Source organism: Rhizobium indicum (genome assembly GCF_005862305.2).
Classification (GTDB): Bacteria; Pseudomonadota; Alphaproteobacteria; order Rhizobiales; family Rhizobiaceae; genus Rhizobium; species Rhizobium indicum.
In genome coordinates this window covers 3,062,017-3,076,120 of sequence record NZ_CP054021.1, presented here as the reverse complement: position 1 = coordinate 3,076,120, position 14,104 = coordinate 3,062,017, and the positions used below count along the sequence as shown (strand labels likewise).

Sequence of the window (14,104 nt, the reverse complement as noted above, 5' to 3'; positions counted from 1 at the left end):
CCTCCCCTTCATCCGAGCTTAAAAACCTTCTCAATCTCGTCTTTCAATTTAGATTTGGGCAACACTCTTTCGCTAAAGTCATCGATAACCGTAACGATGCTTCGCCGAGCGCAAAGCCATCGCGTGGTATGAAGGCAAAGCTTGTCCGCGCCAATGGTGGCGCATCCGCTTCTGCCCTGGCTTACGATAGTTGGGAAGAATTCTAATGGCCACGATCAATTCGACTAACTTCAGCGGCGATACGCTCGAAATTATTGCCTTCCGCCTGCATGATCAGGAATTCTGCGTCAAGACCACGACCATCCGCGAAATCCGCGGCTGGGCGCCGTCGACGCCGATCCCGCATGCACCGGCCGATGTCATCGGTGTCATGAACCTGCGCGGCTCGGTGATCCCGATCATCGATCTTGCTTTCAAGCTCGGCATGAAGAGCACGGTCGCCAATGAGCGCAGCGCCATCGTCGTCGCCGAAGTTCACAGCATGGTCATCGGCATGCTGGTCGACCGCGTCTCGGACATTCTCACCATCTCGTCCAGCCAGGTCCAGCCGGTGCCCGAGGTAACCGCCTCCTTCGACCGGGCCTATTGCGAAGGCATCATCGCCTCGGAGAATGGCATGATCTGCTTTCTGAACCTCGCCAAGATGTTCAAGGAAAACGAGACGGATGAACTGGCCGCCTGATCTTTGAAAAACCACTAATTTATTGAAAAACCGCCCTCTCAGGCGGTTTTTTATTGCGCCAGACACCCGGCTAAGCTGCGACTTTCATCCTGACATCATAAAATTAGCAACAGCTTTTATACGCAATATTAACCATGCCCCGTCAGCATGATTGTGAAGCGTTCGGATGACACGTTTGCGGCACATTGGGATTGCGAACCGGTCAACGGTTCGTCCCGGGACCGGCACTCCTCGTCGACCTTTGCGTCTACCAGCCTAAGCAGCAAAGCTGCGCATCTCAAAGGGACAGGAATGTTTGGTCTAAGCTCCGATACGAAATACATTCTTGATGCCATCTCCAAATCGCAGGCGATCATAGAATTCGATCTCAAAGGAAATATCCTCAAGGCGAACGAAAATTTCTGCAACGCGCTTGGATACAGCCTGAGCGAGATCGTTGGTAAGCATCACGGCATGTTCTGCGAGCGGACCTATACGGCAACCGCGGAGTATCGCGAATTCTGGGCGCGGCTCGGGCGCGGCGAATATGACGCCGGCGCCTACAAACGCTTTGCCAAGGGCAATCGGGAAATATGGATCCAGGCGTCCTACAATCCGGTTTTCAAAGGGGGCAAACCGTACAAGGTCGTGAAATTCGCGGCCGACATCACCGCAACGAAAAAGAAGGCGGTGGAGGATTCCGGCAAGCTGGAGGCGATCTCGCGCTCGCAGGCGGTGATCGAATTTACCCCGGTGGGTGAAATCCTGACCGCCAACGAGAATTTCTGCAATGCCATGGGGTATTCGCTCGCCGAGATCACCGGCAAGCACCACAGCATGTTCTGCGATCGTGCCTATACGGATACGGCCGACTACACCAACTTCTGGAAGCGGTTGGCGCACGGCGAGTTCATCGCCAACGAATTTGTCAGGTTCGGCAAGGGTGGCCGGCAAATCTGGATACAGGCGGCCTACAACCCGATCCTCGATGCCGACGGCAAAGTCTACAAGATCGTGAAGTTCGCGACCGACGTTACCCAGCGCATGAGCGCCATTTCCCTTCTCGGCACAGCGCTGCGCAATCTCTCCGAAGGCGACCTGACAAGAACGGTGGACACGCCTTTCGTTCCATCGATGGAGGAGCTGCGGCACGATTTCAACACCGCTGTCAAAGGCCTATCCGAGACCATGAAGACGATCGGTGAGAATGCCGGTGCGATCGCCGCAGGGTCGAGCGAGATCGGCGCAGCGGCCGACTCCTTCTCCAAGCGAACGGAACAGCAAGCAGCATCGATCGAAGAGACGGCCGCCGCGTTGGAGGAGATCACCACGACCGTCAACGATTCCAGCCGTAGCGCCGACGAGGCGGGTCGCCTCGTCGCCATCACCAAACAGGGCGCCGAACATTCCGGCGTCGTGGTCCGCAATGCCGTCGCCGCCATGGGTCAGATCGAACAGTCCTCCCGCGAGATCACCAACATCATCGGCGTCATCGACGACATCGCCTTCCAGACGAACTTGCTTGCGCTGAATGCCGGCGTCGAGGCGGCCCGCGCCGGTGAAGCCGGCAAGGGCTTTGCGGTCGTGGCTCAGGAAGTGCGGGAGCTCGCCCAGCGCTCCGCCAAAGCTGCCAAGGAGATCAAGGCACTGATCAACACGTCGGGCGAGCATGTCAAGAACGGCGTCGGCCTCGTCGGCGAGACCGGCAAGGCGCTCGAGGCGATCGTCGCACAGGTCGGCGATATCAACGGCAATGTCGTCGCCATCGTCGAAGCCTCCAGGGAACAGGCAACCGGCCTCAAGGAAATCAACCAGGCGGTCAATACGCTGGATCAGGCAACCCAGCAAAATGCCGCGATGGTCGAAGAAAGTACCGCCGCCAGCCACAGCCTTGCGAGAGAAGCCGAAACGCTGCGTGTCCTGCTGGCGAGGTTCCGCCTACCGGGTCAAACGCAGTCCATCGGCGGAGCTGGGCCAAGACAGGCGGGCTCACCGGCGCTGCACCTCGTTTCACGTGTCGCAAAGGCGCATAGTGCAGGCGCAGCGACCGCCCAGAGCTGGGAAGAGTTCTGAACCATACCGGTGCAGGCGGCACTTTGATCAGATGCGCTGTATACGAAGATAAAGCGCGCCGCATGAAACCCATGCGACGCGCTTTGATGGCTTAGCCGAACAGCGCGAAGGTTGCCCTCAGCGTCACCCAGACACCCCACAGCAGCGGAATGCCGACGACGGCCCAGGCAAGCATCGCCTTGGCGTCCAGCCCGCCTGTGCCGATGCCGAAGGAACCCGTCGGGCCGGCATTGACCGCCGCCGACTTCGCCTGCAGCGCAGCAACCTCGTCATCGGACATGAACCACTTGTCCGAAAGAGGCCTGATCAGCGCATTGGCGATGAGCCCGACCGCCAGCATGCCGGCGAGGATATACATGGTGCCGGTATAGAGGGTTGGCCCGGGTGCAACGCCGGCGGCAATCTGCGCTTCGCGGATATAGTTGACGACGACCGGCCCGACGATGCCGGCCGTTGCCCAGGCCGTCAGCAGCCGGCCGTGGATGGCGCCGACGAACTGCGTGCCGAAAATATCGGCAAGATAGGCCGGGATCGTCGCGAAGCCGCCGCCGTACATCGACAGGATGATGCCGAAGGAGAGAACGAACAGCGCCTTGTTGCCCATGCCTGCGAAAGTGGGCGCCAGCGCATAGAGCACGATGCCGAGGACGAAGAAGCAATAATAGGTATTCTTGCGGCCGATCTTGTCGGACAGCGACGCCCAGAAGAATCGTCCGCCGATGTTGAAGAGCGACAGCAAACCGGCGAAACCGGCGGCGATCGTGGCGATCGATGCCTTCTGCCCGGCGTCGAGCTGGGCGAAGCCGACATCCGGCAGGCCGATCAGCGAACCGGCGAAGATTTCCTGCAGCATTGGCGAGGCCATGCCGATAACGCCGATACCGGCCGAAACGTTGAGGCAAAGCACCGCCCAGATCAGCCAGAACTGTTTTGTCCTGTGGGCATCGCGCAGGTGCACATGTTTCGTGGTGATCATCGTGCTCTTGGCTGCAGGCGGCGTCCAACCCTCGGGACGCCAGCCGGCCGGCGGAATGCGATAGCCGAAGGCGCCGCCCATCATGAAGACGAAATAGATCACCGCCATGACGATGAAGGTCTGCCAGACGCCGACCGAACTGTCGGTTTTGAAACTATTCATCAGCAGGTTGGCCAATGGGGCGCCGATCATCGCACCGCCGCCGAAGCCCATGATCGCCATACCGGTCGCCATGCCGCGCCGGTCGGGAAACCATTTGATCAGCGTCGAGACCGGCGAGATGTAGCCGAGACCGAGACCGATGCCGCCGATGACGCCGGCACCCAACCACATCAGCCAGAGCTGATGGGTGATGACGCCGATCGCGGCAAGAATGATGCCGCCGCACCAGCAGCAGGCGGAAACGACGCCCGCCTTGCGCGGACCGGCGCGCTCGAGCCAGCCGCCCCAGATGGCGGCGGACGAACCAAGCAGAACGAAGAACAGCGTATAGATCCAGCCGAGGTCGGCAACGCGCCAGTCGCAGGTCGTGGTGAACAGCGCCGAGGCAAGTGTCAGATCGGGGCAGGCCGTCGAGGCCGTGATCCCGAGCGACCTGGAAAGCGGCAGCCAGAACACGCTGAAACCATAGGCCATGCCGATGCAGAGATGGATGGCGAGCGCTGCCGGCGGCACCAGCCACCGATTGAACCCGGGCCTTGCGACGATCCTTTCCCGATCGAGCAGGCCTAGGCCCGCCAACGCCCCGTCTGTACGTGTTTCCGCTGCAGTCATGAAAACTCCTCCTTGATTCAAATCTGGTTTGATTTCAGCCTTTACTGTCCACCGGCACATGCGCAGGCAGGTTGCTCCTGCCTCCCTTCCGCACGGACCGATCCTGGATTTTGGAATTAAAGCATTGAAATAAATACCTAAAGCGCGAGGAACGCGCTTTAGTGTGTTACCGGCTCCGGCTTTCTAATCAGAGGAATGGCCTGAAGCACGAGCGCGTCCAGGCCATTCTCCTCATTCTCCAGAATTTCGAACAATTGCCGCCGCATGCGCGGGTCCCAGAATTTGTTGATATGGGTGGCGACCCCCTGCGCTGCCTCGCTTTCCGGCTGGCTCTTGAAGAAGGTGGCGATCTGGTTTGCCATATAAACGAGCTTGGTCTTGGTATCATGCGACATCGGCAATGCTTCCGGGCGAGATGCGGTGCGGGTGGGTGAAAATCTCGAAATCCTCGCCGCGCACCAGCGCGACGAGCGTCATGCCGGCTTCTTCGGCCGTGCGGATGGCGAGAGCCGTCGGCGCCGATATGGCGATGAGCACCGGGCTGCCGAGGATCGCCGCTTTCTGCACCATCTCGACGGAGAGCCGGCTGGTGACGACGACGGCGCCATCCCCGCCTCTTTCACTGGCGCGGATAACGGCGCCGCAGAGCTTGTCCAGCGCATTGTGCCGGCCGACATCTTCGCGCACGGCAATCAGCCCCCTGTCGGGAAGATAGAACCCGGCGCCATGCACCGCCCGCGTCTCACGATGCAGCGGCTGCGCCTCGTTCAGAAGCGAAACGGCGCGGACGATATCCGCATGCGACAGCGCCAACGGCGATGTCGAAACGTCAGGCACCGGCCGTACCGCCTGTTCGATCGTTTCGATGCCGCAGAGCCCGCAGCCGACCGGTCCCGCCATGCTACGGCGTCGTGCCCGCAGCCGATCGGCGACGTCGTCGATCAGGCTCACCTGCACATCGATCCCCTGCTCGCCCTCGACGACCTCGATGCCTGATATCTCCGCCGGCCCGGTGATGATCCCTTCGGTCAGGCTGAATCCGATCGCAAAATCCTCGAGATCATCAGGCGTTGCCATCATCACCGCATGCGAACTGCCGCCATAGGAAAAAGCGATCGGCACCTCTTCCGGCACGATGCGCGAACCGGTCTGGAGGACGCCGTTGCGGCGGGCGGTTTCGGGAGCACGGGCGGTGACGGTGAATGTCATGATACGCGTTCCTGCCTACAGAGCCGCCCCCGCATCGTCACTCCGCCGCCTCGAGCTTGCCGGCGATGCGGCGCGACTGCCGCGCCTGCTCGTCATATTCGAGCTGCCATTCGCTCGGCCCGTTAGAGGGCGAGACCTGCACCGCCGTTACCTTGTATTCCGGGCAGTTGGTCGCCCAGTCGGAGAAATCGGTGGTGATGACGTTCGCCTGCGTCGTTGGATGATGGAAGGTCGTATAGACGACACCCGGCGCGACGCGATCGGTGATCAGCGCCCTGAGCGTCGTGTCGCCGGAGCGGCTGCCGAGCTTCACCCAGTCGCCGTCGCGAACGCCGCGCTGCTCGGCATCGTGTGGATGGATTTCCAGCCGGTCTTCGGCATGCCAGACGACATTCTCGGTCCGCCGCGTTTGCGCTCCGACATTGTACTGGCTGAGGATGCGGCCGGTTGTCAGCAGCAGCGGGAAGCGCGGACCGGTACGCTCGTCCGTCGCCACGTATTCGGTGCGGATGAACTTGCCCTTGCCGCGCACGAAGCCGTTGACATGCATGATCGGCGAGCCGAGCGGGTTCTTCTCGTTGCAGGGCCACTGCACCGAGCCCATTTTATCGAGATAGTCGTAGGAGACCATGGCAAAACTCGGCGTCGTCGCGGCGATCTCGTCCATGATTTCCGACGGATGGGTGTAATTCCAGTCGAGCGCCATCGCCTGGGCAAGCTTCTGCGTCACTTCCCAGTCGCCATAGCCGTTGCGCGGCGACATCACCTTGCGCACGCGATTGATGCGTCGTTCGGCATTGGTGAAGGTGCCGTCCTTCTCGAGGAAGGTCGAGCCCGGCAGGAAGACATGGGCGTAATTGGCGGTCTCGTTGAGGAACAGATCCTGCACGACGACGCATTCCATCGCCGCAAGCCCGGCCGCGACATGTTTGGTATCGGGATCGGACTGCAGGATGTCTTCGCCCTGAATGTAAATGCCTTTGAAGGAGCCGTCGACTGCCGCATCCAGCATGTTCGGAATACGCAGGCCCGGCTCGTTGTTGAGCTTCACGCCCCAGAGCTTTTCGAAGATATCGCGCGTCGCATCGTCGGAAATGTGCCGGTAGCCCGGCAGTTCGTGCGGGAACGAGCCCATGTCGCAGGAGCCCTGCACATTGTTCTGGCCGCGCAGCGGATTCACACCGACGCCGGGACGGCCGATATTGCCGGTCGCCATCGCCAGATTGGCAATCGCGATCACCGTGGTCGAGCCCTGGCTGTGTTCGGTGACGCCGAGCCCATAGTAGATCGCGCCATTGCCGCCCTTGGCATAGAGCCGTGCCGCACCGCGCAGATCCGCCGCCGGCACGCCGGTGAAGATCTCGGTCTCTTCGGGACTGTGCTGCGGTTCGGCGACGAAGGCGGCCCAATCCTCGAACTCCGACCAGTCGCAGCGCTCGCGGATGAACGCCTCGTCAAAGAGGCCTTCGGTGACGATCACATGCGCCAGCGCCGTCATGACCGCGACATTGGTGCCGGGCTTCAGCGGCAGGTGATAGGAGGCCTCGATATGCGGCGAGCGGACGATATCGGTGCGGCGCGGGTCGATGACGATGAGCTTGGCGCCCTGGCGCAGCCGCTTCTTCAGCCGCGAGCCGAACACCGGATGTCCGTCGGTCGGATTGGCGCCGATGACGATGACGACGTCGGAATGCTCGACGCTGTCGAAATCCTGCGTGCCCGCCGACGTGCCGAAGGTCTGGCCGAGGCCGTAACCCGTCGGCGAATGGCAGACGCGGGCGCAGGTATCGACATTGTTGTTGCCGAAACCGGCGCGGATCAGCTTCTGCACCAGATACGTTTCCTCATTGGTGCAGCGCGACGAGGTGATGCCGCCAATCGCCTCGCGGCCGTATTGATACTGGATGCGGCGGAACTCCAGCGCCACATGCGCGAAGGCCTCGTCCCAGCTCACTTCCCGCCAGGGATCGCTGACCTTCTCGCGGATCATCGGATTGAGGATGCGGTCCTTATGGGTGGAATAGCCATAGGCGAAGCGGCCCTTGACGCAGGAATGGCCGCGATTGGCCTGACCGTCCTTCCACGGCACCATGCGCACCAGTTCCTCGCCGCGCATTTCCGCCTTGAAAGAACAGCCGACGCCGCAATAGGCGCAGGTGGTCACGGCCGAATGCTCCGGTTGGCCGATCTGGATCACCGACTTCTCCGTCAACGTCGCCGTCGGGCAGGCCTGGACGCAGGCGCCGCAGGAGACGCATTCGGAATCGATGAAATGCTCATGCATGCCGGGCGAAACGCGCGAGCCAAAACCGCGCCCCTCGATCGTCAGCGCGAAGGTTCCCTGTACTTCCTCGCAGGCGCGCACGCAGCGCGAACAGACGATGCACTTAGAAGGATCATAGGTGAAATAGGGATTGGACTCGTCCTTCGGCATCCATTTCAGATTGATGTCGCCATTGCTGCGCGCCTTGACGTGATTGTCGCCCTCATAGCCGTAGCGCACATCGCGCAGGCCGACGGCGCCTGCCATGTCCTGCAATTCGCAATCGCCGTTGGCTGCGCAAGTGAGACAGTCGAGCGGATGGTCGGAAATATAGAGTTCCATCACGCCGCGGCGGATATCCTTCAATCGCCCCGTTTGCGTGTGCACCACCATGTTTGCCGCCACCGGCGTCGTGCAGGAGGAGGGCGTGCCGTTGCGGCCCTCGATCTCGACGAGGCAGAGCCGGCAGGAGCCGAAAGCATCGACCATATCGGTGGCACAGAGCTTCGGCACCTTGATGCCGACCTCCATCGAGGCGCGCATGATCGAGGTGCCCTCCGGCACGCTGATCTGCTGTCCGTCGATGGTGAGCGTCACCATGGCCTCGGATTTGGAAGCCGGGGTGCCGTAGTCGATTTCATGGATGAGAGACATGATGGGTCTCCTTGCTTGAGATGGTGAGGTCAGCGCAGGCGTTCCATGAAAAACGCGTCATTCCGCCGCCTCCACCAGAGGTGCCGGCGAAAAATCCTCCGGGAAATGCGTCATGGCGCTCATCACAGGATAGGGTGTGAACCCACCCAGCGCACAGAGCGAGCCGAACTTCATCGTGTTGCAGAGATCGGCAAGCAGCGCCCGGTTCTTCTCCGACTCGATGCCGTGAGCGATCTTGTCGGCCGTCTCCACGCCGCGCGTCGAGCCGATGCGGCAGGGCGTGCACTTTCCGCAACTTTCGACGGCGCAGAATTCCATGGCGAAACGCGCCTGCTTCAGCATATCGGCCGTGTCGTCGAAGACGACGATGCCGGCATGGCCGATCAGCCCGTCCTTGGCGGCGAAGGATTCGTAATCGAACGGCGTGTCGAACAGCGCCCGGGGGAAATAAGCGCCGAGCGGTCCACCGACCTGCACGGCCTTGACCGGCCGTCCCGTCGCCGTCCCCCCACCGATCCTGTCGACGATATCTCCGAGCGAAAGACCGAAGGCCGTCTCAAAGAGGCCGCCATATCTGACATTGCCGGCAATCTGCAGCGGGATGGTGCCGCGTGAGCGGCCCATGCCGAAATCGCGGTAGAAGGCCGCGCCCTTTTCCATGATGACGGGCACCGAAGCCAGCGAGATCACATTGTTGATGACGGTCGGACAGTTAAACAGCCCCTTATGCGCCGGCAGCGGCGGCTTGGCACGCACGATGCCGCGCTTGCCCTCGAGACTGTTGAGCAGCGCCGTCTCCTCGCCGCAGACATAGGCGCCGGCGCCGGTGCGCACCTCGATATCGAAGGCGCGGCCGGAGCCGAGCACCGATGGTCCGAGAATGCCGGCCTGGCGTGCGATGCCGACAGCCTCGGTCATGACAGCGATCGCATGCGGATATTCCGAACGCGTATAAATGAAGCCCTTGGTCGCCCCGGTCGCGAGCCCTGATATCGCCATGCCCTCGATCAGCACGAAGGGATCGCCCTCCATGATCATCCGGTCGGCAAAGGTGCCGCTGTCGCCCTCATCGGCATTGCAGACGATATATTTGCGTTCGCCGGCGGCATCGAGAACGGTCTTCCACTTGATGCCGGTGGGAAAGCCGGCGCCGCCGCGTCCGCGCAAGCCGGAATCGGTGATTTCCTTGACGATATCGACTGGTGTCATCGAGATGGCGCGGCGAAGGCCGGCAAGACCGCCATGCGCCTCGTAATCGCCAAGCGAAAGCGGATCGGTGACGCCACAGCGGGCGAAGGTCAGGCGGGTCTGTTCCTTGAGGAACGGGAGGTCTTCAACCTCCCCGAGACAGAGCCGATGCTCGCCTCCATCAATCATCCCGGCATCGAACAGATCAGGCACATCCTTCGCCTTCACCGACCCGTAGCCGATGCGCTTGCCGGCAACCTCGACCTCCACCAGCGGCTCCAGCCAGAACATTCCGCGCGAGCCGTTGCGCACGATCTCGGCATCGAAGCCGCGGGCGGCGATCTCCTGGGCAATCGCCTTTGCCACCTTTTCGGCCCCGAGCGCCAGCGCTGCGGCATCGCGCGGAACATATATCCTGACCGTCATCGGCGTGCCTCCGCGACGAGTTCCGCCGCCGTCTGATCGTCGACCCGGCCATAGACCTCGCCGTCGAGCATAACTGCCGGCGCGCAGGCGCAGAGCCCGAGACAGTAGACCGGCTCCAGCGTCACGCCGCCATCGAGCGTCGTTTGATGAAAATCGATGCCGAGCAGCGCCTTGACGCGTTCAGCCAGCGCATCGCCGCCCATCGACTGACAGGCTTCGGCGCGACAGAGCTTCAGCACATGCCGGCCGGCGGGATGGTCGCGATAATCGTGATAGAAGGTCACCACGCCATGCACCTCAGCGCGGGAGAGGTTCAATTCCTCCGCGATAACAGGCATGGCTTCCTGCGGCACGTAGCCAAATTCTTGCTGAACCTCGTGCAGAATGGGAAGCAGCGGCCCTTCGAGAAAGCGAAGATCGGCGACGATGGCTCGGGTGCGTGCTGCAATATCGCCTTCGGCGATATGAATGGTCATAAGGCAGCCCTCCCAGCCGCTTGCTCGTTGCGGAATAGCGGGCCTCCCCCCGGCCGAGTGCTATTCTGCAACCACCATCTCAGGGAAGCAGCCGGCGATCAATAAAGCTATCTCGTTGCTTGATAGGTTTTCTCTATCAAAGTTCTTCATCTTGCACGAGCACTCTCGCTTCATGCAGCAAGGCCGAGACAAGCGGCGTGAAGGGCTCGCGATAAGGCGCAACAAGGCCGACCAGATGATGCGCCTCCGGCTCGACGATCGGGATCATGCGGATTTCCACTGGAAATCCGAAGGATTTGGCGACGTTGCGCGGCATGATGCTCGCCCAGCGTCCAGTCCTGACATGCGAGAACAACACAATCATCGAGTTCGATTCGAGCGTCGGATGCGCGGTGGCGCCTGCTTCCGTCAAGTGGCGGTTGATGATCCGGCGGTTCTGCATGTCGGCAGTCAATAGACAAAGCCGAAGGTCGCCGATCTCCCGCCAGGTCACGTTGTCGCGATCAGATAGCGGGCTGCCGGCAGCCGTGATCAGATTATAGCGCTCGGCATAAAGGGGAACGGTCGTGACGCGGCCGAGCGGCTCGTTTTCGAGATAGGTGATGCCGGCATCGATTTCGAGGTTTTCGAGCATGCTCAGCACCTGCAGAGAATTCCGCGAGACGATCGAGAAGGTCACGCCGGGATGGCGCTCCTGAAAGGGCGTGGTGATGCGCGACAGCATGGCAAGTGCGGTCGGAATGGCGGCGAGGCGAATGTGGCCGGAAAGGCCGCGGCGCGCGGCGCGCATCTCCTCGCGCATCGTGCGGGCATCGCCGACGATGCGCCGGGCCCATTCGAGCACGCGCTGCCCCTCCGGCGTCAGCCCCTGGAACCGCGAACCGCGCTGCACCAGCATGACGCCGAGCTGATCCTCGAGCTGCCGGATGGCGGCCGAAAGCGTCGGCTGCGAGATCCCGCACTCCTCCGCGGCGCGGCCAAAATGCTTTTCATTGGCAAGGGCGATGAAGAATTCCAGCTTGTCGATCATCCGGTCTCCCGATCCGGCGTGACATCGTCCGGGTCAGTTTATCTTCGACGCAGCAGCCGTGCTCCGCAAGGGCGATCTCTAGATTAGGATGATTTTAGGCCCGATCGGCCTAAAATCTGAATCCTGATCTAAATCAAAGAAATAGAGCATGATGTCGTCCGAAAACCGCGCACACTTTTCGGCATCATGCTCTAGCTGTTTTCTGCAGCCGGGAAAAGATCGAACACCGATTCGAGGAAGGCAAGCACGCTGACATTGCCGATGCTGTAATAGACCAGCCTGCCCTGGCGGCGCGTATGGACCAGGCCTTCGAGCCTTAACCGCGCCAGCTGCTGCGAAACCATTGCCTGCTGGATGCCGAGGATACTTTCGATCTCACCCACCGTGCGCTCCTCGTTCGTCAATATGCAGAGGATCAGAAGTCGGGTCGGGTGCGCTAGCGCTTTCAGCAGATCGCTCGCTTCATGGGCTTTTCCAGCGAGTTTGTGCAATTCCTGGCCGGACATCCCCGGCTCGGGTTTGGGCAAAGGCATACGGTATCTCGGAAGGGAGGCAATGAGTAGATCAGCACAATAGCATATTCGCACAAGCGAATTGGTCAAAAGTGATGAAATGTCAAAAAAAGTCCAAACAAATCAGCAGATAAGCTGACCTCCATTGATCTCGATCACCTGTCCGGTGATGTAGCCCGAGAGCGAGGGAGCGGCCAGGAACAGATAGGCGGGAGCACAATCCTCCGCCGTGCCGAGCCGCTGCAGGGGGATGGATTTTCTCGTCTGCTCCAGCTTTTCGCGCGAGGAATAGCGCTCATGGAAATCCGTCTCGATCGTTCCCGGCGATACGCAATTGACGCGGATGCCGTCCGGTGCAAGCTCGCGGGCAAGCGCCTTGGAATAGGTCGCAACGAAGGCTTTCGAGGCCGAATAGATCGAGGAACCGGGGCTGCCGCCGGTCAACGCCGAAATCGAAACTGTGTTGACGATGGCAGCATCACTAGCCGCCTTCAATGCCGGCAGCAGCGCCCGCGTCAGCGCCACCACCGATGTCTGGTTAAGACGCACGACCGCCTCATATTCTGCATCGGTGAGCGTGGCGGCGGGAAAACGGCCAAGCATGGTGCCGGCATTGTTGACCAGCACATCGACCTTATCGAAGAAGGCGAGAGTATCCTCGGCAAATTGCGCTGCCCCACCGACTGCAGAGAAATCGGCATTAAGCAGCAGCGCCCGTCTTTCGGATTCAGCCGTCAGCAGGAAATCCGGCAGGTCGCGTCCCGGCTTGCGCCCGGTATGGACGATCACCTTCGCGCCGCAGTCCAGGAACTGCCGGGCCACTTCAAGGCCGATGCCGCGGCCGGCGCCGGTCACCACGACATTGCGATTTTCGAACAGTCTGGGATGGAACACGAAGCCGTCCTCCTCGCGGACAGTGCCGCCGGTTGTGTCATTCGCCATTAACATATGAGCGCGCCGACTGAAAGAAAGGCGCGTATCGATCTTTCCCGGTGAAAACAGGGGTTAGTTTTCGGTCTCCAGAAGCCGCGCGCCCGGCCCTTCCTTGCCGAGCCGGTCGCAGGGGTTGCGCAACGGACAGCTTTCGATCGACAGGCAGCCGCAGCCGATGCAGCCGGTCAGCCGGTCGCGCAGCAGGCTAAGCCGCCTGATTCGCGCGTCGAGATCATCCTTCCACAGCGCCGACAGCGTCTGCCAGTCGGCGACGGTCGGCGTGCGTCCTTGCGGCAAGGACTCGAACGCCGCCTGGATTTCCGAAAGCGGAATGCCGACACGCTGCGCCACCTTGATGATCCCGAGCCGGCGAAGCACATCGCGCCCATAGCGCCGCTGATTGCCGCGGGAGCGGATGCTCGAGATCAGCCCCTTGGTCTCGTAAAAATGCAGCGCCGAGACGGCGAGGCCGCTGCGCTCCGCCACTTCGCCAACCGTCAGGAGCTTGCCGAGCGGCGCTGCCGGAATTGTATCCATCACCTCTTGACCTCAAGAATAGTTGAGGTTTTATAACCCTTGCTCCCGCAATCGTAAAGTTCAATCGCAACAAGGAGCGACGCATGCAAACACCAGATGATGGCGAGGGCTGGAATGGTGGATACGGGCGCTTGTTACCGCCCGCAGCAATCGTCCCTATGCCGACATAGAGTGCCGCGCGTCTTTTCAGACGCGCTAAAGACGCTCTATCACTTTGAATCTACGCATAATCCTTTCCGAAAACCGATTCCGATTTTCGGGGTTATGCGCTAGCCGCCTGAGGCAGGAAGCTCCGGTTCCGTTCCCGGCAGGTACGGAACCGTTGGGAACACCCGGACAGGACCTCCGTCCGGGTGTTTCCCGTCACATCAGGCTCATTCCGACCGCACGGA

General features: G+C 61.2%; 12 protein-coding genes and 1 pseudogene. 3 read left to right on the top strand and 10 right to left on the bottom strand.

Annotated elements, in window-relative coordinates:
* Positions 1 to 205: 205 nt before the first annotated feature.
* Positions 206 to 682, top strand: coding sequence for a chemotaxis protein CheW (locus tag FFM53_RS15075; protein WP_003543427.1), 477 nt, complete (start codon positions 206 to 208; stop codon positions 680 to 682).
* A gap of 291 nt (positions 683 to 973) precedes the next feature.
* A complete protein-coding gene (locus tag FFM53_RS15070) occupies positions 974 to 2,734 on the top strand; it encodes a methyl-accepting chemotaxis protein (protein WP_138389529.1) in 1,761 nt (586 codons plus the stop codon).
* A 91-nt stretch (positions 2,735 to 2,825) separates the two neighbouring features.
* On the opposite strand, the gene FFM53_RS15065 is transcribed toward FFM53_RS15070, so the two are convergent.
* From FFM53_RS15065 to soxR, 10 genes are all read right to left on the bottom strand, one after another.
* On the bottom strand, positions 2,826 to 4,484 hold the full coding sequence (locus FFM53_RS15065) for an OFA family MFS transporter (protein ID WP_138389528.1): 1,659 nt from the start codon (positions 4,482 to 4,484) through the stop codon (positions 2,826 to 2,828).
* Positions 4,485 to 4,642: 158 nt separating this feature from the next.
* Positions 4,643 to 4,879: a formate dehydrogenase subunit delta gene (locus FFM53_RS15060; RefSeq protein ID WP_138331738.1), complete on the bottom strand. Its 237-nt coding sequence runs from the start codon at positions 4,877 to 4,879 to the stop codon at positions 4,643 to 4,645.
* Positions 4,869 to 5,693, bottom strand: a complete 825-nt coding sequence (gene fdhD / locus FFM53_RS15055; RefSeq protein WP_138389527.1) for a formate dehydrogenase accessory sulfurtransferase FdhD — start codon at positions 5,691 to 5,693, stop codon at positions 4,869 to 4,871. The genes FFM53_RS15060 and fdhD overlap by 11 nt, the downstream gene beginning before the upstream one ends.
* Before the next feature lie 37 nt (positions 5,694 to 5,730).
* On the bottom strand, positions 5,731 to 8,610 hold the full coding sequence (gene fdhF / locus FFM53_RS15050; protein WP_138389526.1) for a formate dehydrogenase subunit alpha: 2,880 nt from the start codon (positions 8,608 to 8,610) through the stop codon (positions 5,731 to 5,733).
* Positions 8,611 to 8,667: 57 nt separating this feature from the next.
* On the bottom strand, positions 8,668 to 10,224 hold the full coding sequence (locus FFM53_RS15045) for a formate dehydrogenase beta subunit (RefSeq protein WP_173883590.1): 1,557 nt from the start codon (positions 10,222 to 10,224) through the stop codon (positions 8,668 to 8,670).
* Positions 10,221 to 10,700, bottom strand: coding sequence for a formate dehydrogenase subunit gamma (locus FFM53_RS15040; protein WP_138389524.1), 480 nt, complete (start codon positions 10,698 to 10,700; stop codon positions 10,221 to 10,223). The genes FFM53_RS15045 and FFM53_RS15040 overlap by 4 nt, the downstream gene beginning before the upstream one ends.
* A 136-nt stretch (positions 10,701 to 10,836) precedes the next feature.
* Positions 10,837 to 11,730: a LysR family transcriptional regulator gene (locus FFM53_RS15035; RefSeq protein ID WP_003543441.1), complete on the bottom strand. Its 894-nt coding sequence runs from the start codon at positions 11,728 to 11,730 to the stop codon at positions 10,837 to 10,839.
* 191 nt (positions 11,731 to 11,921) lie between these two features.
* Entirely contained in the window at positions 11,922 to 12,263 is a 342-nt protein-coding gene (locus tag FFM53_RS15030; RefSeq protein WP_138389523.1) for an ArsR/SmtB family transcription factor, read from the bottom strand.
* Between the two features lie 102 nt (positions 12,264 to 12,365).
* Complete coding sequence (locus tag FFM53_RS15025; RefSeq protein WP_138389582.1) at positions 12,366 to 13,136, bottom strand: SDR family NAD(P)-dependent oxidoreductase; 771 nt, start codon at positions 13,134 to 13,136, stop codon at positions 12,366 to 12,368.
* Between the two features lie 111 nt (positions 13,137 to 13,247).
* Positions 13,248 to 13,712, bottom strand: a complete 465-nt coding sequence (soxR, locus tag FFM53_RS15020) for a redox-sensitive transcriptional activator SoxR (RefSeq protein WP_017962353.1) — start codon at positions 13,710 to 13,712, stop codon at positions 13,248 to 13,250.
* Between the two features lie 109 nt (positions 13,713 to 13,821).
* Between soxR and FFM53_RS36915 the strand changes: the two are divergent.
* Positions 13,822 to 13,911, top strand: a pseudogene (locus FFM53_RS36915) (FMN reductase); the annotation flags it as partial.
* Positions 13,912 to 14,104 lie beyond the last annotated feature (193 nt).

Excerpts from the sequence above, each read along its gene's own strand:
- FFM53_RS15070 (WP_138389529.1), top strand. The coding sequence starts at position 974 with ATGTTTGGTCTAAGCTCCGATACGAAATACATTCTTGATGCCATCTCC.
- fdhF (WP_138389526.1), bottom strand. The coding sequence starts at position 8,610 with ATGTCTCTCATCCATGAAATCGACTACGGCACCCCGGCTTCCAAATCC.
- FFM53_RS15030 (WP_138389523.1), bottom strand. The coding sequence starts at position 12,263 with ATGCCTTTGCCCAAACCCGAGCCGGGGATGTCCGGCCAGGAATTGCAC.
- fdhD (WP_138389527.1), bottom strand. The coding sequence starts at position 5,693 with ATGACATTCACCGTCACCGCCCGTGCTCCCGAAACCGCCCGCCGCAAC.
- FFM53_RS15035 (WP_003543441.1), bottom strand. The coding sequence starts at position 11,730 with ATGATCGACAAGCTGGAATTCTTCATCGCCCTTGCCAATGAAAAGCAT.
- soxR (WP_017962353.1), bottom strand. The coding sequence starts at position 13,712 with ATGGATACAATTCCGGCAGCGCCGCTCGGCAAGCTCCTGACGGTTGGC.
- FFM53_RS15060 (WP_138331738.1), bottom strand. The coding sequence starts at position 4,879 with ATGTCGCATGATACCAAGACCAAGCTCGTTTATATGGCAAACCAGATC.
- FFM53_RS15040 (WP_138389524.1), bottom strand. The coding sequence starts at position 10,700 with ATGACCATTCATATCGCCGAAGGCGATATTGCAGCACGCACCCGAGCC.
- FFM53_RS15045 (WP_173883590.1), bottom strand. The coding sequence starts at position 10,224 with ATGACGGTCAGGATATATGTTCCGCGCGATGCCGCAGCGCTGGCGCTC.
- FFM53_RS15065 (WP_138389528.1), bottom strand. The coding sequence starts at position 4,484 with ATGACTGCAGCGGAAACACGTACAGACGGGGCGTTGGCGGGCCTAGGC.
- FFM53_RS15075 (WP_003543427.1), top strand. The coding sequence starts at position 206 with ATGGCCACGATCAATTCGACTAACTTCAGCGGCGATACGCTCGAAATT.